The sequence below is a fragment of the Dokdonia sp. Asnod2-E02 genome, assembly GCF_045063915.1.
Classification (GTDB): domain Bacteria; phylum Bacteroidota; class Bacteroidia; order Flavobacteriales; family Flavobacteriaceae; genus Dokdonia.
Window position 1 is genome coordinate 2,605,739 of sequence record NZ_JBEFNX010000005.1, and the last position, 18,712, is coordinate 2,624,450.

Sequence of the window (18,712 nt, forward strand, 5' to 3'; positions counted from 1 at the left end):
GATAAATGTACTACTTATCTATGAGTTAGTTATTTGCTCTAGAGCAATAACCTTGAGTCGCTTTCTACTGCGACAGTAGCTTTGTATGATGTGCTTTGCATCTCTATTGTCTGTCATAGGTTCTATAACGCTAGCAAGAAAGTCTAAGTTCTTTATATCTACAGTGCGGTCATAAAAGCCAGTACCTTTAAAAGTTCCGTTTTCTATGTATACAAAAGATCGCTCATTAGACTTGCGCCCGCGCTCTGTAATAATCATACTTTTATTTTTATAACTGTGCTTATCTATAAACTGTTGTACACGTTTGTTATAAGATTCTGGAGATTCTTTTTCTACACAAGCTCCATTGCATTTTTCAATACCATAGTTAAAGCAGCTACCTGTTTTTGAGTTAAACTGCGTTTTGTTCATACAGAGGTCGTAAGATGCTATAATGCGCTCCATATTGCTCTTTGCACTCATAATGTTGCTGTAGGTAGTTATAGACTCCTTACGACCATCTGCACGTTCTGTCTTAAGATGTATGTAGCCCTGCTCATCTGTAAAGTGTGTGAGTTGTACTTTAAACTTTGTACGTCTCAGAGCTCGGTTGTATTTAGGTTTATATTGCTTTATAGCTTCATTTTCTTTAAGTAATGCTACGAGCTCACTTCCAGTTTGTACAAACGTAATATGCTCAACCTCATCTTGTATTTTTTTACTTTTTCGGTTGTCGTTTGTAAAATGCTGGGTAAGCCGCTTCTTCATATTTTTACTTTTCCCAATGTAAATAATGGTCTCATTTACATTATGCATAAAGTACACTCCAGTCTCAGAAGGAACAGATTTTATGAGCTCCTTGAGCTTAGTGTCCATATGCTTTTTAGGAAAAGAGCGTGTTGCATTTTTAAAAACTGTTTGCTCTGGATCTTTTGATAATAAGAGTTCAAAGAGTTTTACAGTAGCAATGGCATCACCATCTGCACGATGGCGGTTAGACATTGAGATGCCTAAAGCCTTTGTAAGTTTACCTAAGCTATAGCTGTCGTGCCCTGGCAGTAACTGTTGTGACAGCTCTACCGTACATAAGGTAGTTCTCTCAAAATTGTATCCTAGCCTATCAAACTCTAGACTAAGTATGCGGTAGTCAAACTGTGCATTGTGAGCAACAATGGTACAACCCTCTGTGATTTCTATAATACGTTTTGCAACCTCGTGAAATTTTGGTGCATCCCGTAACATCTCATTGTTAATACCCGTAAGGCCTACTACAAAGGCTTGTATAGGTCGCTCTGGGTTTACAAGTGTGACAAACTCATCAACAACTGTTTGCCCGTCAAATTTATAAATAGCTATCTCCGTAATACCTTCTTCGTTGTATTTTCCACCGGTGGTTTCTATGTCTAGTATTGCGTAAATAAGTCTATTGTTTTGCTCGTAAAACGAGTACTATAATTAAATTGTTGTGTGTATAATGGCTATCTAGCGCCAAATATACTACTCCCCACACGTATCATCGTGCTTCCATTATCTATGGCTAGTTTGTAATCACCACTCATACCTGAGGATAAAATGGTGAGATTTGCGCTTTCGCGAAAGCGTAAAAATAACCCTTCTAGCAACTCAAACTCTGCCTGTACCTGGCGTTGATCATCTGTAAAGGTTGCCATACCCATAAGGCCTACCACGTTTACATTAGGATAGTTGTCAAGCTCTTTAGATTGAAAAAGTGCCGTAACATCTTCTACCGCCATACCAAATTTTGAATCTTCTCGAGCAATTTTTACCTGTATAAGTACATCTATCACACGATTATTTGAAAGGGCCTGTTTGTTAATTTCTTTGAGGAGTTTTATGCGATCTACCGCGTGCACGAGACTTACAAAGGGAGCCATAAACTTGACCTTGTTAGTCTGCACGTGGCCTATCATATGCCATTGTATATCTTTTGGCATTTCTTCCCACTTCTCGGTCATTTCTTGGATTTTATTTTCTCCAAAAATGCGTTGTCCAGTCTCATAGGCTTCCATAAGATCTGCTACGGGTTTTGTTTTTGAAACCGCTACAAGGGTTACGTTTTGTGGGATGCTTTCGCGAAAGCGTAAAATATTTTCTGCTATACTCATTAAAATTCGTAAATCGTTACGCCGCTGCGTAGTTTAGGTTCAATATACGTACTTTTTGGTGGCATTTTAAGCCCTGCGTCTGCAATTTCTTTTAAGTCTTCTATGGTGATAGGAAGCATACCAAAACTCACAACAAACTCCTTACTGTCTACACGGTCTGTAAGACTCGCAATATCACGTCTCCCGTCTATATATTCTATACGCTTGTCATTGCGTAAATCTGTGATACCCAAAATAGGTTTTAACACAGTCTCATATAATATTTGAGTATCTAGTCGCTCAAGTGGTGTGTTAAAAGTTCTGAGTTTATGACGTAAATACAGACTATAATACTCACCATCTAGGTACATACTAAAGTGGTGTTTCTTAGATGGTCTATAGGGTAACTTGCCTCTGTTTTCTATTCTAAAATGGCTGTCTAATGCTATAAGAAAAGCCTCCTTACTCAAGCCGTTGAGGTCTTTTATAAGTCTATTAAACTCATAAATAAGCAACTCAGACTCTGGTATTAAGAAGCTCATAAAGTGATGGTATGCATCTTGATGCTCCGGGTGTGCATCAGATAACAGCTCAGAGGAGGAGGAGCGATGGTGCCCATCTGCTATATAAAGATTGTCTAGTTTATCAAAAGCTTCTTGTAGTGTAGTGATGGTTTGAGTATCTGTAACTGGCCATAGGTAATGGGTGTCTCGGTACGTGGTTGTAAACTCATACTCTGCACGTGTACTCATTACATCTTGCAATATCGCTTTTATACTGGAGTCATCTTGATAGGTGAGTAGTACAGCCTCTGCATTAAAACCTACCGTCTCAAGGTAGTCTTTAAAGAGTAGCTCACGATCTTGCAGGGTGTCTTCGTGCTTTTTTATGACATCATTTTTATAGTCTTCTACAGAGGCGCTTGCCACAATACCGTGAAAGGTGTTCTGGTCTCTATCTACAATCTTATATATGTAAAAAGCTGGCTTATTTTCTTTTATAAAAATACCATCTTCTTTAAACTCTTGATACCTATTACGTACAAGCTCAAATCGCTGTTTACCCGTAATCTCTTTATGAAATTTATATCCAGGGTTTATAATGTGCAAAAAAGAAAACGGATTACGTGCCATACGATGATCTCGCCCCTCTTGATCATAAAATTGATAAGCGCGTGTGGCTACTAGACCTACTTTATCTCTTGTAGGTCGCACAGCGCAGAAGGGGGAGATTTTTGCCATAATATGATGCGTATCTTAGTTATGTAGTATTATGAAAACATTGCAGCTACCTTATCTGCCTTGCGTGATTCTTTATAATCATAAAAACCTTCGCCAGACTTAACTCCATACTTTCCTGCACGTACCATATTTACTAGTAATGGGCACGGTGCGTACTTAGGGTTTTTAAAACCTTCATACATTACTTCAAGTATAGATAGACATACGTCAAGACCTATAAAATCTGCTAGTTGTAATGGTCCCATAGGGTGGGCCATACCTAGTTTCATCACGGTGTCTATTTCATAAACGCCAGCTACACCATTATATAAAGTCTCAATAGCCTCATTAATCATAGGCATAAGGATGCGGTTTGCTACAAAGCCCGGGTAGTCATTTACCTCTACAGGTACCTTGCCTAGCTTTTCTGAAAGTTCCATAATAGTTTGCGTGGTTGCATCACTAGTAGAGTATCCTCTTATGATTTCAACAAGTTTCATAATAGGTACAGGATTCATAAAGTGCATCCCTATAACGAGTTCAGGTCTTTTTGTTACTGCCGCAATCTGTGTAATCGAGATAGAAGAGGTATTTGTGGCAAGGATACAATCATCACCAGTAGCTTCATCTAGTGATTCAAAAATTTTGAGTTTGAGATCTACGTTTTCTGTAGCGGCCTCTACTACAAGTCCAGCATATTCTACACCCTCTTCTAGGTTAGTAAAAGTGGTGATGTTATCTAGCGTTTGTTGCTTTTCTATGGCAGTGATACGCTCTTTTGCAACCATTCTATCTAGGTTTTTTGAGATGGTGTTCATCCCTCTATCTAGTGATTCTTGTGAGATGTCTACAAGCTGTACTTTGTAACCGCTCTGAGCAAAAGTGTGAGCAATACCATTGCCCATTGTTCCTGCTCCTATAACTGCTATGTTTTTCATAATTGTGATGCTTAGTTTCTTTCCCAGTGGGAAAGGGTGTGTGTTTGAATATGTGTGTTTAAAAATCTGCGATAATCATTTTGGCTACGCGCAGTGCCTCTGTACCTGCCTCAAGTGAGACGATAGGAGAGGTGTTATCTTTTATTGCTTTCGCGAAAGCGTCTAGCTCATCAAGTATTGCATTATTGCTAGGTACCTCTGGATTGTCAAAATATATTTGCTTTTTGAGTCCCTCTGCATTTTGAAGAATCATCGCAAAATCATCTGGATTTTCTGGTGCATCCTTCATTTTTACAACTTCTACTTTTTTCTCTAAAAAGTCTACAGAGATGTAGGCGTCTTTTTGAAAGAAACGAGCCTTGCGCATATTTTTCATAGAGATGCGGCTAGAAGTGAGGTTTGCCACACAGCCGTTTTCAAACTCGATGCGTGCGTTTGCAATATCTGGTGTTTCAGATATAACAGAGACACCGCTAGCGTTTACACTTTTTACAGGGCTTTGTACCACGCTTAATATCGCATCTATATCGTGTATCATAAGGTCTAGCACAACAGGCACATCTGTACCTCTAGGGTTAAATTCTGCAAGTCTATGAGCTTCTATAAACATAGGGCTTTTTATACCTTCATTTACCGCCATAAATGCTGGGTTAAAACGCTCTACTTGACCTACCTGTCCTAACACATTGTGCTCCTTTGCTAGGGCGAGCAATTGCTCTGCTTCTTCTACCGTACTTGTGATAGGTTTTTCTATAAAGAGATGTTTTCCAGCTTTAATTACTTTTTCTGCACTTGTGAAGTGATACGTGGTAGGCGTTACAACATCTACCATATCGCAGGCGTCTATAAGTGCTTCTTCACTATCAAATGCTACGTAGCCAAACTCTGTTGATATGGCGTCACGTACCTCTTTTGAGGTGTCGTAAAAGCCTACCAGTTCATAGTTTTCTGATAGTTTAAGAAGTTTTAAGTGTATTTTTCCTAAGTGGCCTGCACCTAGAACGCCAGCTTTGAGCATAGTATATTGTTTTTTACAAAAATAAGGTTTTTAGTTGCTTTTATGACGTCCTGATTTTAGGGTGTGAAGATTTTAAGTAACCAGCTGGTAGCATTGATTTTGAAAATAAAATGGGGTGCTCTTGATAAATCATTTGTGATTGAGAGTGAGTTTTATTGTAAAAAAACTATTTTAGTAACCGATGAAAGACACTACTCGCCACCAAGGAAAACGCCGCCAACTCGTTCAAATATTAAAAGAAAAGGGTATTACAAATAGTCTAGTACTTAAGGCTATAGGTAAAATACCACGTCACTTTTTTATGGATAGCAGTTTTGAGCATCACGCTTACCAAGATAAAGCGTTTCCTATCGCGGCAGATCAAACTATCTCTCAGCCTTATACGGTAGCTTTTCAAAGCGAGTTGCTAGAGATAGAAAAAGGACACAATGTACTAGAAATAGGTACGGGTAGTGGGTATCAAACAGCGGTATTGTGTGAGCTTGGTGCAAAAGTATATTCTATAGAGCGCCAGCAGGAGCTGTACAAAAAGACAAAATTATTTCTCACAAAGCTGGGATACAGACCTCGTTATCTAAGTTTTGGAGATGGCTATAAAGGATTACCAGAATATGCGCCTTTTGATAGTATTATAGTAACTGCAGGAGCACCCTATGTGCCAAAACCATTACTAGCACAGCTCAAGATAGGAGGAAAGCTTGTAATACCTGTAGGCGACGACCCGCAAATAATGCATCGCTATATAAGAACCTCTGCAACCTCTTTTGAAAAGAAAGAGTATGGAGAGTTTAGATTTGTTCCGTTGCTGGAGGATAAAAATTAAAGGACGGCTATTGTTCTGAGCCTACTACTTATTTTCTAAAGAAGTATCTTTGTAATCTATGGAATTCTCTTCAAAACTTCTTGAAAACGCAGTCTATGAGATGTCTCAACTCCCGGGAGTTGGTAAGCGCACAGCCTTACGACTTGTGCTGCATTTATTAAGGCAGCCAGAGAGCCAGACGCACCATCTTGCTGAGGCGCTTAACACGATGCGAGACACCATCAAGTTTTGTAAAAAATGCCATAATATATCAGATGTAGAGTTATGCGAGATTTGTTCTAACTCTAATAGGGATGAATCATTAGTTTGTGTGGTAGAAGATGTGAGAGACGTGATGGCTATTGAGAATACAAGTCAGTACCGTGGCTTGTACCACGTGCTGGGCGGAAAGATTAGTCCGCTGGATGGTGTAGGTCCACAAGATCTTAATATTTACTCCCTCATAGACAAGGCAAAAAGCGGAGAGGTAAAGGAGGTGATATTTGCATTGAGCTCCACAATGGAAGGGGACACTACAAATTTTTATATTTATAGACAACTGGAGGCTTATGACATTAAGACCTCTACTATTGCCCGGGGTATTTCTGTAGGTGATGAGCTTGAGTATGCAGATGAGGTTACCTTAGGAAGAAGTATCTTACATCGCATACCTTTCGAAAATTCATTAAAGAGTTAGAAGGTTTATAGAATACTCACTTTAAAAAATCCTGCTTGCAATTATCTATTGTCATTGTAAACTATAATGTAAAAGACTATCTACATCTCTGTTTAGATAGTGTTACTGCTAGCATACAAAATCTAGATGCTGAGATTATAGTCGTAGATAATGCGTCTATAGATGGTAGTGCAGCAATGGTAAGAGACCTGTTTCCTCAGGTTATTCTTATTGCAAATAAAGATAATGTAGGTTTTTCTAAAGCAAATAATCAAGGCGTAGCTGTAGCTCAAGGCGAGTATGTCTGTATTCTCAATCCAGATACGGTAGTGGGTGAAAACACGTTTAATGATGTATACGCTTTCGCTAAAGCGCAGCAAAAATTAGGCATTATAGGAGTACAGCTGGTGGACGGAACCGGTAGGTTTTTACCAGAAAGTAAAAGAAACATCCCCACACTTAAAGTGTCGCTCAATAAGATGATAGGTGATGCTAGACATTATTATGCTTCACACCTTACAAATGCTCAAACTGGAAAAGTAGCTGTACTTGTAGGTGCTTTTATGTTTATGCCTCGTGCAGTTTATACAGAAGTAGGCGGTTTTGACGAGCGTTATTTTATGTATGGTGAAGATATCGACCTCTCGTATACCGTATTGCAAGCGGGTTATGTAAATTATTACCTTGGGGATACTGCTATTATACACTTTAAGGGAGAAAGTACCGTAAAAGATAAACGTTACAGAAAGCGTTTTTATGGAGCAATGCAGCTATTTTATGATAAGCATTTGTATAAAAATGTATTACAACAAACGTTAGTGAGGTTAGGTCTAGGCGTTGCAAAAGCCAAGTCTTGGATTACTCATTTTAAAAACCAGGCGATCATAAGAGATGATGAAAAGGTTAAGAGGTATATATTGCTTTCTAATAATGATGATCTGGCGAGAAAGTTGTCACAAAGTGTAAAAAAAACGGTAATGACCCAAAACGAGCTATCTACTATAAAGAGCGGTCAAGAAATACTCTTTGATGCCCAGTATACGGGCTATGAGAAAATAATTAAGGAAATTATAACACACCCCAGTAGTGGTGTTTCTTATAAACTAATACCTAAAAAGAGTACTTTTGCTATAGGCAGTAATAGTAGTGAAGGAAGAGGAGATATAATCACGTTTCAAATAGAATAGTGATTTATTCTCACCATAAAACTGAATAAATTACTATTTTTGTAAAAATAACAATTGAAAACAGCTACATTTTACGAATATGGCAAGATTTGAATTAAAGCTACCAAAAATGGGAGAGAGTGTTGCAGAAGCAACGCTTACATCGTGGTTAAAAGAAGTAGGAGATGTCATAGAGGCAGACGAGCCTGTACTTGAGATCGCAACAGATAAGGTAGATAGTGAAGTGCCTAGTGAAGTAGACGGAGTACTAGTCGAAAAACTTTTTGATGTAGATGCTGTGATAGAAGTGGGGCAAACCATTGCTATTATAGAAACAGATGGTGAAGGTGGTGATACAGCAACTACAGAGACTACTGTGCAAGAGGTTGTAGAAGAAGCTCCTGCAGAGGCAGCTGCCGTGGCTCAAACGGTAACAGCAGCCCAAGATGCGGTAGCAGCACCAGTAAGTTCTGGAGATAGATTTTACTCGCCGCTTGTGCGCAATATGGCAAAGCAAGAAGGAATCTCTCAATCTGAACTTGATGCAATACAAGGATCTGGAAAGGACGGTCGTGTGACTAAGGATGATATGGTGTCATACCTTGCAAATCGCGGTACTCAAAAAGCCGCTCCAGCAGCACAAGGTGTTAAGGCGCAGCCAGCACAAAAAAGCGCACCAGCCAAAAAAGCCGCTCCAGTAAGTGTAAATGGTGAAGATGAAGTGATAGAGATGACTCGTATGGGTAAACTCATATCGCACCATATGGTGGCATCTGTGCAGACCAGTGCTCACGTACAATCATTTATTGAGGCAGATGTGACTAACATCTGGAACTGGCGTAAGAAGAATAAAGATGCATTTGCAAAGAAGGAAGGTGAGAACCTTACATTTACTCCTATATTTATGGAGGCAGTGGCAAAAGCAATACGTGATTACCCACTCATAAACATCGCAGTAGATGGTGATCGTATTATAAAACGTAAAAACATAAACCTAGGTATGGCGGCAGCTTTACCAGATGGTAACCTTATTGTACCGGTTATAAAAAATGCAGACCAGCTTAACCTTGTAGGAATGGCAAAATCTGTAAATGATCTTGCTGGTAGAGCTCGTGACGGTAAGTTAAAACCAGACGATACCGCTGGAGGAACGTATACAGTGACTAATGTAGGTACCTTTGGATCTATAATGGGAACACCTATTATAAACCAGCCACAAGTTGCTATACTTGCTCTTGGAGCTATACGCAAAGTGCCTGCAGTGATAGAAACTCCAGATGGGGACTTTATAGGTATACGTATGAAGATGTTCTTATCTCACTCTTATGATCACCGCGTGGTAAATGGAGCGCTAGGAGGTCAGTTTGTAAAGAGAGTAGCAGAGTACTTAGAAAACTTTGATGTAAATAGAGAGATATAATCATATTTATTCTCAATGACTATATAAAAAAAGCGCAACCTCAGGTTGCGCTTTTTTTATAAGATCACATATTGTTTTCTATTCTAAGGTGCTCCAGTCATAACTACTTATAAAAGCATCTATATCTTCTATATCATAGTTCTTTTTGCCTTTGTGCATAATAACGGGTAAACCTACTTTACTGCCATCGTGGCCATCACTTTTGAGATGTTGAAACATAAAATCTGCTACTTTTTTATGTTTTGATACGACGAGAGTTCGGTATTTAAGGTGGTTGTCATTTAGGTAATTAATAAGCACTTCACATTTGTCACAGTTATCTTCTGTAAAGACTGTAAACTCACTTGCTATAATAGGACGTATGTTTACATAAGCTTCGTCGTCTTCGCCTTTGCGCTTACTTATAGATTGTAGCTTGTTGTTGTAGTTAAATATCTTAGTATACGTAGGTGTGGCACCTCTTAACGGTATTAAAGTAATCATAAGTACCTTTTCATTAGGCGGTATTTTTTTTATAACTGGTCTATCTGCACTACGCCTAAAGCCTTCGCCCTGTACAATGAGAAAAGCTTCTTGTTCTTGGTCTGTATTATTTTGGGCATAAAGAAGCCATCGCTTAGGCTGCTTTTCTTCTATGAGCTCTACATCTGGGGTGGAGGTGTTTTGCGCTTTCGCGAAAAATACCATACTCACAGTAAGTAAGACGGTGTATATAAGTTTTAATCTATTCATTGGTTTTGTGAAGTTTTAAGCTTTTGGTTACTGCATACTCAGATTTGAAAAAATGAATGTAGGTAGGTTGAGGTTTTGGGGAGTTATTACGTGGTGATTTTTTAAAAAATCGAGCCTTTGAACCGTTTAGATTTATAGTGTACTTATCATCTATATCTTGTGGTGAGCTTATAAATGACACTATTTTACCTTTAAAAGTCCATTGCCCTCTTGCATACCAATGCTCTTCTGGCTGTCCTTTTAATTGTCTTGAGTTGTGGTATTCAAAAGTTCCATCTGGAGATAGTATAAGTTGCCATTGCACAGGTAGGCTAGTCACTTCAGGGTTTGTGATGAGCGCTTTTCTGTAATCATTTGTATAGGTCCCTATCACATCTTGTGTAGTAAAGGCGGAGTTTTGGGCAAAGGAAACTTTCGCGAAAGCGAAAAAAATAACAACGAGACTTAAGTATTTTATATTCATAACAGAATGAAATCAAATCTTATACCAAGATAGCATTTCTTTGATTTTTAATAGTTAGAGGTTTAAATATTGTAATTATAAACAAGTATTTTTGTGAGATGCAGTTAAAAATCACAAGACCTATTTGTTTTTTTGACCTTGAGACTACTGGTGTCAATGTTGCAAAAGACAGAATTGTAGAGATATCTATCCTTAAAGTTTTTCCAGATGGAAGAGAGGAGGAGTTTACAGAACGTATAAATCCCACGGTACCTATTCCAGCAGTAACGACTGCAGTACACGGTATAAGTGATGCAGATGTTGCAGACAAGCCTACCTTTGCAGAGCGAGCAAAGGAGATTTATGATATTATAAAAGACTCAGATCTTGCTGGTTTTAATTCAAACAGATTTGATATACCGCTTCTGGTTGAGGAGCTACTGCGATCGGGCATAGACTTTGATATGAAAAATCGCAACGCGATAGATGTGCAAAACATTTTTCATAAAATGGAGCAGCGCACACTGGTTGCAGCATACAAGTTTTATTGTGATAAGGATCTGACTAATGCACACAGCGCATCTGCAGATACCTGGGCTACCTATGAGGTTTTAAAATCTCAGCTGGATAGATATGATGAGCTGGAGAACGATATGAAATTTTTAGGCGACTTTAGTACGCGTAAAAGAAATGCAGATTTTGCTGGTTTTATAGGTTATGATAAGGATGATGTAGAGATTTTTACATTTGGAAAACATAAGGGTAAGAAGGTAGAAGAAGTGCTAGACAAAGAGCCAGGATATTTTGGGTGGATTCAAAATGCAGACTTCCCTTTATATACCAAGAAGGTGCTTACAGCAATAAAACTACGTAAGCTTAATACTAAAGGATAATTTATGAAACTTATTTGTATAGGTCGCAATTATGCAAAGCATATAGAAGAGCTAGATAATGAAAGACCAGAGCATCCGGTTGTTTTTTTGAAGCCAGACTCTTCTATATTATTAAGTAAACACCCCTTTGTGATCCCACCATTTTCTAATGATGTGCATCACGAGGTTGAGGTGCTTGTTAAAATTAAAAAGATAGGAAAACATATAGATGAGAAGTTTGCTGCTACCTATTATGATGAGATAGGCCTTGGTATAGATTTTACCGCCAGAGATCTACAAGCACAGCTTAAAGAAAAAGGATTACCTTGGGAAAAGGCAAAGGGATTTGATGGTGCTGCGGTTATAGGGACTAAATGGTTGCCAGTATCAGACTTTGAGAGTGTGGATGATATCTCATTTAGACTAGAGTCTAATGGAGAGACTGTACAGCAAGGTTCTACAAAAGAGATGCTCTGGAAGATTGATGCGTTAATAAGCTATGTGTCTCAGTATTTTACACTTAAGATAGGAGATGTTATATTTACAGGTACCCCAGCTGGTGTTGCACGAGTGCAAGAAAATGATAAGTTAAAAGGATTTATAGGAGATACAGAGATGTTCTCAATAAACGTAAAGTAATATGTCAAGACATTACAATCTAGAAAAAGTAAGAGAGATCGCCGGTGGTGATGAAGATTTTGTTGGAGTAATAGTAGCAACTTTCTTACAAGAGATACCGCCAGATCTTGAGTCTATGCAAAATGCTATTGAGAATGTAAACCATAAAATGGCATATCAGTTTGCGCATAAGATGAAACCGAACTTAGATATGTTTGGTATAGATCTACTAGACCAAATTAAGGCAATGGAGAAGTGGAGTGATACAAATAAGCCTACATCTGCCATACAGACTAAGCTAGATGATATTACAAATACACTTACTACGGTAATTGAAGAGTTACAAGAAGACTTCTAGATGAGAGCAGAAATAATTACAATAGGTGATGAGATACTCATAGGCCAGATTGTAGATACAAATAGTGCTTACATATCTTCAGTTCTTAATAAAATAGGGGTTTCTGTATATCAGATTACGTCTATACAAGATGATAAGGCACATCTCTTAGAAGCTTTTGCGGCAGCACAAAGTCGTACAGACCTTGTCATAATCACAGGAGGGCTAGGTCCTACTAAAGATGATATTACAAAGCATACGCTTTGTGAATACTTCAGCGATGAGCTAGTACTTGATCAGAGTGTGCTTGATCACGTGACATACTTGTTTAAGGAGTATGTGAAAAAACCGATGCTTGAAGCAAATAAGACACAAGCGCTAGTGCCTAGTAAGGCACAAATCCTTGTGAATAAATTTGGTACAGCACCTGGTATGTGGATTGAAGATAAAAACACCGTCTTTATCTCAATGCCGGGAGTCCCTTATGAAATGAAGGGGCTTATGGAAAACGAAGTGCTGCCAAGGCTTCAAGAGCAGTTTAAGTTACCCTACATACTCCATAAAACCTTCTTGACCTATGGAATGGGAGAGAGTGCTATCGCAGAGCGTATAGAAGCTTTTGAAAATGAGTTGCCCGCTACTATAAAGCTAGCCTACTTACCATCACTAGGTAGAGTGCGCTTACGTCTATCTACATCTGGACCAGAACAAGATGTGCTTGAAAAAGAAATGGCTATCCAGACTAAAAAGCTTTTGCCACTTATAGATGATATTTTTATCGGTTTTGAAAGTGATGGAGAGCTAGAAGAAATTGTTGCAAAACTGCTGGTAGATCATAATAAAACAATAGCCATTGCAGAGAGCTGTACAGGAGGTCAAATGGTAGAGCGTTTTACAAAGCACGGTGGCGCATCTCAATATCTTAAAGGAAGTCTAGTAACTTATGCCACACAGTCTAAAATAGATATACTAGGCGTAGATCCTACTGTGATAGACAAGCATTCTGTAGTAAGTGCAGAGGTTGCTTCACAAATGGCGGTAAACGCAAAGCGTCTCTATAAATCAGACATAGGTATATCTACCACAGGTAATGCGGGTCCTTCTAAGGGTGATAGTGATGCAGAGGTAGGTACAGTTTACATAGGTATCGCCACAGATCAAGGAGTTACTGCACATCACTTTATGATGGGTAATCACCGCAAGAGAGTAATAGGTAAGAGTGTTAATAAGGCGCTTGAGCTATTAAGAGATGTGATACGTAAGGAGGGATAAAATGTTTTTTGGTACGCTTTCGCGAAAGCGTAATAAAACCCCTTCTATTATATAAATTAGAGGGCTCTATTGTAGAAAATAAGAGCCATAAAATAAATTAACAGGAAAAAACTAGAAATAAGTTTTGTAGTGACCTATAAAATTACGTATTTTTGCACCCTGTTTTGAAATAACTATTTAAAGTTTTAGGAATGTCTAGAGTTTGTGAGCTTACAGGTAAAAAAGCAATGGTAGGAAACAATGTTTCCCACGCGATGAATAAGACGAAGCGTAAATTTAACGTGAATCTTATGAAAAAACGTTTTTACCTTCCAGCAGAGGATAAGTGGATCACTTTGAAAGTGTCTGCATCTGCATTAAAAAATATCAATAAGAAAGGAATCGACGCGGTTGTTAAAGAGGCTCGCGCAAACGGATTCTTAACTAAATAATCCCATAAAGTAAACCGAGATGGCAAAGAAAGGGAATAGAGTACAAGTAATCTTAGAGTGCACAGAGCACAAAGCGACTGGTCAACCAGGAACGTCAAGATACATCACGACAAAAAATAAAAAGAACACACCTGACCGTATGGAGTTGAAGAAATTCAACAATGTACTTAAGAAGATGACTGTTCATAAAGAAATCAAATAAGTTATGGCAAAGAAATCAGTTGCATCGTTACAGACAGGATCAAAGCGTTTAACTAAAGCGATCAAAATGGTAAAATCTCCAAAAACTGGAGCTTACACTTTTGTTGAGTCAGTAATGTCTCCAGATCAAGTAAGCGATTTCTTAGCTAAGAAATAAGCTTTACTTTAAGATAGTTCAAAACCCGTTTCATTTATTGAGACGGGTTTTTTGTGCTTTATCTACTTAAACGAGCACAAAAAATAAATCCTCCTATCAAAAGTTTGATAGGAGGATTTGTTATGTGATTTATTTTAAGGTAGCCCTTTATTCTAACTAGTGGGTATTAAAATCGTATTAGTTAGTAAATTTCCATTCTACATAGTCGCCTACTTCTATAACCCATTCTTCAGATAGACCTCCATTTATTTTTAATACGAGTTGTGCTGGTACTTGAGAAGGTAAAAATGTACTATCATCTAGAGGAGTTGTATTCTCTGCAAAGCTCACGATTCTATTATCTCCGTTTATAAATATAATATCGAGCGGGTAGCGTATGTCTTTCATAAAGTACCCACGTAAATCTTCTTCTGGGTACAAGAATAACATACCTTGATGGGCTTTTAAGAGGTCTCTATTTTTGAGATCTGTTTCTTGCTCAAAGGCAGTATCTGCTACTTCTACATCTATTGTTCTTATAAGTTTGCCAGAAGCTTTATATAGTGATAATTCTCCCTCTTTATTAAATGCGGGAGTCTCCATAGTTATTACTTTATCAGAGCCACTAGTATTATTACAACTACTTAATGTTAATAAGGCAGCGAGTGATAGCGTAAAGGGTTTAATTAGTTTCATTAATAGGTTTTTTAGTAAATGCGGTAATAACAAAGTAGAGTCCAATAAGGATAAAGGGAATACTCAATACTTGCCCTGTGTTAAGGTTAAATATCCAGTCCTCTCTACCTTCTACTTGTTCTCTCTTAAAGTTTTCGACCACAAGACGCACTGTCATAAGAAGAAGTAAAAATAATCCAAACAAGAATCCAGGTTTTTTACGTGCCTCAGTTTTCCAGTATAAAAGGTATAATATGATAAATACAAATACATAGCCAAATGCTTCCATAAGTTGCCCCGGGTATCGGTAAGGAATACTACTTATTATTTCGGCAAATTGTGGATCTTCAGTAAGGGCTTGATATGCCTTTTTTGGGTTTTGTATGTTTGTAAGGCTTACAGCACGTCGCTCAGAAATCTCATCTTGCACAAACTGTATGCCTAGTGGGCTATCTGTAATCTTACCCACCATTTCTGAGTTTAAAAAGTTACCTATGCGTACAAAAATGGCTCCAGATGCGCAGGTAATAACTACGCGGTCTAAAATCCATAGCACAGATTTATGTAAGATTTTTTTATTGTATAAATAAAGACCAAATATAGTCGCGATGGCAGCACCGTGACTGGCAAGGCCTCTAAAACCAGTAAACTCAAATTCTGGTACAAACCTAAACGGAAGTATTACAGATAGTGGGTCTTCCCATAAAAGCTCTGTTTGATAAAAAAATACGTGACCTAACCGCGCTCCCAGTAGTATAGAAACGACTGCGTAGATAAAAAGACTATCTAACTTTTCTATAGCAACCTCTTCACGTTGAAACATCTTTTTCATCAAGTAAAAACCTAATGAAAATGCCACTACAAACATCAAACTGTAAAAATGAATGGTGATAAAACCTAAATCTAATCCAGATACGGGATTCCAAGTAAATTTGAGTGCAAACATATTTTCTATTTTGATCTTTTTAGCACCGTACTTATGACGCTGTGTTTATAATTATGGACAGCAAGTTAAAACCTTAATGGCAGATAGTAAAAAGCTTTAGTCATTATTTAAGGGTTCTTTTTCTGGGACAGGATCATAACCTTGGCCACCCCAAGGATGGCAAGATAAAATACGTTTTAATGCCAGCTTTCCACCTGTTAAAAGTCCGTGCCTTTGTAAAGCGGTCTTGGTGTAATGAGAGCAAGTGGGTGAGTAGCGACAGGTGCTAGGTGTCCACGACGAGATAAATTTTTGGTAAAACCAGATGATTCCTAAAAAGGGAGCAATTGCTATTTTCTTTGCAGAAGCCATTAGTTTACGGTAAAGGTAGTACCCTCACGACCATCTTTCAGTTGAATTCCTAGCTCTATAAGTTCATCTCGTATTTTGTCGCTTAGTGCAAAATCTTTGTTTTCACGTGCTTCTTTACGAAGTTTTATAAGTAACTCTACGGTACCACTTAATTTTGAGTCGTCCGCTTTCGCGAAAGCGTTATTGTCTTCAAGTCCAAGTACGTCAAAAACGAAAGCATTAATCGTCTCAAGTAATAACTTAAGGTCACCTGCAGTGATAGTTGCTTTTCCGTCTTTAATAAGGTGTACTTGCTTTACTGCATCAAAAAGATGTGCAATGAGTATCGGAGTGTTAAAATCGTCATTCATCGCGGCGTAGCAAGACGCCTTCCAGTCGTTTACATTAAAGCTACTTTCTTTAGATGTGTCTAGATTTTTTGCAATTTTGAGCGCTTCCATTAGTCTGTTAAAACCTTTTTCACTCGCTAGTAATGCGTCATTTGAGAAGTCCATAATGCTGCGGTAGCTACTCTGTAAGATAAAAAACCTCGCAACGCTAGGGGCAAATCCTTTTGTTAAGTGGGGACTGTCTCCAGTAAAAATCTCACCTGGGTTGATACTGTTACCAGTACTCTTTGCCATTTTCTGGCCGTTAAGGGTGAGCATATTTGCGTGTAGCCAGTACTTCACAGGCTCTGTACCTATTGCAGCTTCATTTTGAGCAATCTCACACTCGTGATGAGGGAACTTAAGATCCATACCACCACCGTGTATATCAAACTGTTCTCCTAGATATTTTGTACTCATTGCAGTACACTCTAGGTGCCACCCTGGGAAGCCATCACCCCACGGGCTAGGCCAGCGCATTATGTGCTCAGGTTCGGCTTTTTTCCAAAGTGCAAAATCTTGAGGATTGTTCTTCTCATCTTGCGCACTAAGGGCACGAGTGTTTGTAATCATATCTTCTAGCTTGCGGCCAGAAAGTTTACCATACTCGTGGTCTTCATTAAATTTTATTACATCAAAGTATACAGAGCCATTTTTCTCATAAGCATACCCGTTGTCTATAATCTTTTTGATTATTTCTATTTGCTCTATGATGTGACCTGTAGCTGTAGGTTCTATACTAGGAGGTAAGAAATTAAATTTATTGAGAATGTCGTGAAAGTCTAGCGTGTACTTCTGTACAACTTCCATAGGCTCAATTTGCTCTAGTCTTGCTTTTTTTGCAATCTTATCTTCTCCTTGATCTGCATCATCTGTGAGGTGACCAGCATCTGTAATATTACGCACATAGCGCACTTTATAACCTAAGTGTTTGAGATATCTAAATATCATATCAAAACTCATAAAGGTGCGCACATTACCTAAGTGTACATTACTATATACCGTAGGACCGCACACATACATACCTACATAACCCTCGAGTAGAGGTGTGAAGATTTCTTTCTTTCCAGAAAGCGAGTTGTAAACTGTGAGTTCTTGATCTTGGTATAAAGGCATTTTATGTGCTATTTATGTGTGTAACGAAGGTAAATATCTTAATTGTAAAACTCAAAAAGCGGTCACTAAAAAGAAACCGCTTTTTTATAGGTATGTATAAGCAAGCTGTAGCTTCTTAAAAATCTGTGTCTAGCTTGATGTAGTCTAAAAATTCTCTACGTGTAGCTTCTTCTTTAAACTTCCCGCCAAACTCGCTAGTTACCGTGCTACTTTCTATATCACGTATACCACGGCTGTTTACACAAAGGTGTTTTGCGTCTATAACGCAGGCTACATCTTCTGTGCCCATAGCACGTTGTAATTCTTGCACGATTTGCATAGTGAGTCGCTCTTGTACTTGAGGACGCTTTGCATAGTAGTCTACAATGCGGTTCATTTTACTAAGCCCTACTACTGTTCCGTTTGAGATGTATGCCACGTGTGCACGACCTACTATAGGTAGTAAGTGATGCTCACAGGTAGAGTATACTGTGATGTTTTTTTCAACTAGCATCTCTCCGTATTTGTAATTATTATCAAATACTGAAACATTAGGCTTATTATCAGGATGTAAACCAGAAAATATCTCGTTTACAAACATCTTTGCCACACGTTTTGGTGTTCCTTTAAGGCTGTCGTCTGTCATATCTAGCCCTAGGGTTTCCATAATGTGAGCGACGTCCTTCTGGATGCTTGTAAGTTTATCTGCATTGCTCATTTCAAAAGCATCTGCACGCAATGGGGTAACCGCGCTGGTCCCTATGTGGTCATCACCTATTGCTTCAATTTGGTCTAATTGTCTTTCTAATTCTGTTTTCATAGTATGCGGTACTCCTTTTAATGGGGTCTTTTACGCTTTCGCGAAAGCGTAATCAACACATTATTTTTACCTCAGTCGTTAAGACTTTTAAA

General features: G+C 38.3%; 23 protein-coding genes. 11 read left to right on the top strand and 12 right to left on the bottom strand.

Translation table 11 applies throughout. The features are described 5' to 3' along the window. Window positions 1–18: 18 nt before the first annotated feature. The 5 genes from ACJJVM_RS11860 to ACJJVM_RS11880 are packed head-to-tail and all read right to left on the bottom strand — an operon-like array spanning window position 19 to window position 5,260. The gene (locus ACJJVM_RS11860; RefSeq protein WP_405212212.1) at window positions 19–1,398 is read right to left on the bottom strand and encodes an exonuclease domain-containing protein; all 1,380 of its coding nucleotides are present in this window, start codon (window positions 1,396–1,398) and stop codon (window positions 19–21) included. Between the two features lie 59 nt (window positions 1,399–1,457). Beyond that, window positions 1,458–2,105: a YggS family pyridoxal phosphate-dependent enzyme gene (locus ACJJVM_RS11865; RefSeq protein WP_405211793.1), complete on the bottom strand. Its 648-nt coding sequence runs from the start codon at window positions 2,103–2,105 to the stop codon at window positions 1,458–1,460. Beyond that, window positions 2,105–3,325 carry a DUF1015 domain-containing protein gene (locus ACJJVM_RS11870; protein ID WP_405211794.1) on the bottom strand — a complete coding sequence of 407 codons (1,221 nt, stop codon included), beginning with the start codon at window positions 3,323–3,325 and terminating at the stop codon, window positions 2,105–2,107. Before ACJJVM_RS11870 ends, ACJJVM_RS11865 begins: the two co-directional genes overlap by 1 nt. A gap of 29 nt (window positions 3,326–3,354) precedes the next feature. Next, window positions 3,355–4,242 carry a 3-hydroxyacyl-CoA dehydrogenase family protein gene (locus ACJJVM_RS11875; protein ID WP_298347872.1) on the bottom strand — a complete coding sequence of 296 codons (888 nt, stop codon included), beginning with the start codon at window positions 4,240–4,242 and terminating at the stop codon, window positions 3,355–3,357. Between the two features lie 58 nt (window positions 4,243–4,300). Further along, window positions 4,301–5,260, bottom strand: a complete 960-nt coding sequence (locus ACJJVM_RS11880) for a Gfo/Idh/MocA family oxidoreductase (protein ID WP_405211795.1) — start codon at window positions 5,258–5,260, stop codon at window positions 4,301–4,303. A 181-nt stretch (window positions 5,261–5,441) separates the two neighbouring features. Here ACJJVM_RS11880 and ACJJVM_RS11885 point away from each other — a divergent pair, with 181 nt between their 5' ends. From ACJJVM_RS11885 to ACJJVM_RS11900, 4 genes are all read left to right on the top strand, one after another. Beyond that, window positions 5,442–6,083 carry a protein-L-isoaspartate(D-aspartate) O-methyltransferase gene (locus tag ACJJVM_RS11885; protein WP_405211796.1) on the top strand — a complete coding sequence of 214 codons (642 nt, stop codon included), beginning with the start codon at window positions 5,442–5,444 and terminating at the stop codon, window positions 6,081–6,083. A gap of 58 nt (window positions 6,084–6,141) precedes the next feature. Then, complete coding sequence (recR, locus tag ACJJVM_RS11890; RefSeq protein ID WP_405211797.1) at window positions 6,142–6,759, top strand: recombination mediator RecR; 618 nt, start codon at window positions 6,142–6,144, stop codon at window positions 6,757–6,759. A 35-nt stretch (window positions 6,760–6,794) separates the two neighbouring features. Beyond that, a complete protein-coding gene (locus tag ACJJVM_RS11895; protein WP_405211798.1) occupies window positions 6,795–7,925 on the top strand; it encodes a glycosyltransferase family 2 protein in 1,131 nt (376 codons plus the stop codon). A 79-nt stretch (window positions 7,926–8,004) separates the two neighbouring features. Further along, on the top strand, window positions 8,005–9,324 hold the full coding sequence (locus ACJJVM_RS11900; protein ID WP_405211799.1) for a dihydrolipoamide acetyltransferase family protein: 1,320 nt from the start codon (window positions 8,005–8,007) through the stop codon (window positions 9,322–9,324). Window positions 9,325–9,402: 78 nt separating this feature from the next. On the opposite strand, the gene ACJJVM_RS11905 is transcribed toward ACJJVM_RS11900, so the two are convergent. Together ACJJVM_RS11905 and ACJJVM_RS11910 are read right to left on the bottom strand one after the other, a co-directional pair. Beyond that, window positions 9,403–10,056: a hypothetical protein gene (locus ACJJVM_RS11905; protein WP_298347878.1), complete on the bottom strand. Its 654-nt coding sequence runs from the start codon at window positions 10,054–10,056 to the stop codon at window positions 9,403–9,405. Beyond that, the gene (locus ACJJVM_RS11910; protein WP_405211800.1) at window positions 10,049–10,519 is read right to left on the bottom strand and encodes a hypothetical protein; all 471 of its coding nucleotides are present in this window, start codon (window positions 10,517–10,519) and stop codon (window positions 10,049–10,051) included. Before ACJJVM_RS11910 ends, ACJJVM_RS11905 begins: the two co-directional genes overlap by 8 nt. A 98-nt stretch (window positions 10,520–10,617) precedes the next feature. Here ACJJVM_RS11910 and ACJJVM_RS11915 point away from each other — a divergent pair, with 98 nt between their 5' ends. The 7 genes from ACJJVM_RS11915 to ACJJVM_RS11945 all read left to right on the top strand — a co-directional run bounded on the left by ACJJVM_RS11915 (window position 10,618) and on the right by ACJJVM_RS11945 (window position 14,386). Further along, window positions 10,618–11,391: an exonuclease domain-containing protein gene (locus ACJJVM_RS11915; RefSeq protein ID WP_405211801.1), complete on the top strand. Its 774-nt coding sequence runs from the start codon at window positions 10,618–10,620 to the stop codon at window positions 11,389–11,391. A 3-nt stretch (window positions 11,392–11,394) separates the two neighbouring features. Further along, complete coding sequence (locus ACJJVM_RS11920) at window positions 11,395–12,009, top strand: fumarylacetoacetate hydrolase family protein (RefSeq protein WP_405211802.1); 615 nt, start codon at window positions 11,395–11,397, stop codon at window positions 12,007–12,009. Between the two features lies 1 nt (window position 12,010). Further along, a complete protein-coding gene (locus ACJJVM_RS11925) occupies window positions 12,011–12,346 on the top strand; it encodes an Hpt domain-containing protein (protein WP_298347882.1) in 336 nt (111 codons plus the stop codon). Continuing rightward, window positions 12,347–13,597, top strand: a complete 1,251-nt coding sequence (locus tag ACJJVM_RS11930) for a competence/damage-inducible protein A (protein WP_405211803.1) — start codon at window positions 12,347–12,349, stop codon at window positions 13,595–13,597. 191 nt (window positions 13,598–13,788) lie between these two features. Then, window positions 13,789–14,028, top strand: a complete 240-nt coding sequence (gene rpmB, locus ACJJVM_RS11935) for a 50S ribosomal protein L28 (RefSeq protein WP_021778443.1) — start codon at window positions 13,789–13,791, stop codon at window positions 14,026–14,028. A 19-nt stretch (window positions 14,029–14,047) separates the two neighbouring features. Continuing rightward, complete coding sequence (gene rpmG / locus ACJJVM_RS11940) at window positions 14,048–14,230, top strand: 50S ribosomal protein L33 (protein ID WP_013749890.1); 183 nt, start codon at window positions 14,048–14,050, stop codon at window positions 14,228–14,230. 3 nt (window positions 14,231–14,233) lie between these two features. Next, window positions 14,234–14,386, top strand: coding sequence for a DUF4295 domain-containing protein (locus ACJJVM_RS11945; RefSeq protein ID WP_021778444.1), 153 nt, complete (start codon window positions 14,234–14,236; stop codon window positions 14,384–14,386). Between the two features lie 177 nt (window positions 14,387–14,563). On the opposite strand, the gene ACJJVM_RS11950 is transcribed toward ACJJVM_RS11945, so the two are convergent. The 5 genes from ACJJVM_RS11950 to folE form a co-directional block, all read right to left on the bottom strand. Continuing rightward, window positions 14,564–15,061 (bottom strand): DUF192 domain-containing protein, encoded by a 498-nt coding sequence (locus ACJJVM_RS11950; RefSeq protein WP_021778445.1) that lies wholly within the window; start codon window positions 15,059–15,061, stop codon window positions 14,564–14,566. Beyond that, window positions 15,048–15,986, bottom strand: coding sequence for a prolipoprotein diacylglyceryl transferase (lgt, locus tag ACJJVM_RS11955; RefSeq protein ID WP_405211804.1), 939 nt, complete (start codon window positions 15,984–15,986; stop codon window positions 15,048–15,050). Before lgt ends, ACJJVM_RS11950 begins: the two co-directional genes overlap by 14 nt. 96 nt (window positions 15,987–16,082) lie before the next feature. Beyond that, window positions 16,083–16,337, bottom strand: coding sequence for a membrane protein insertion efficiency factor YidD (gene yidD / locus ACJJVM_RS11960; RefSeq protein WP_021778447.1), 255 nt, complete (start codon window positions 16,335–16,337; stop codon window positions 16,083–16,085). Then, a complete protein-coding gene (gene cysS / locus ACJJVM_RS11965) occupies window positions 16,337–17,821 on the bottom strand; it encodes a cysteine--tRNA ligase (RefSeq protein WP_405211805.1) in 1,485 nt (494 codons plus the stop codon). The genes yidD and cysS overlap by 1 nt, the downstream gene beginning before the upstream one ends. Before the next feature lie 115 nt (window positions 17,822–17,936). Further along, window positions 17,937–18,620 carry a GTP cyclohydrolase I FolE gene (gene folE / locus ACJJVM_RS11970; RefSeq protein ID WP_405211806.1) on the bottom strand — a complete coding sequence of 228 codons (684 nt, stop codon included), beginning with the start codon at window positions 18,618–18,620 and terminating at the stop codon, window positions 17,937–17,939. Window positions 18,621–18,712: the final 92 nt, after the last annotated feature.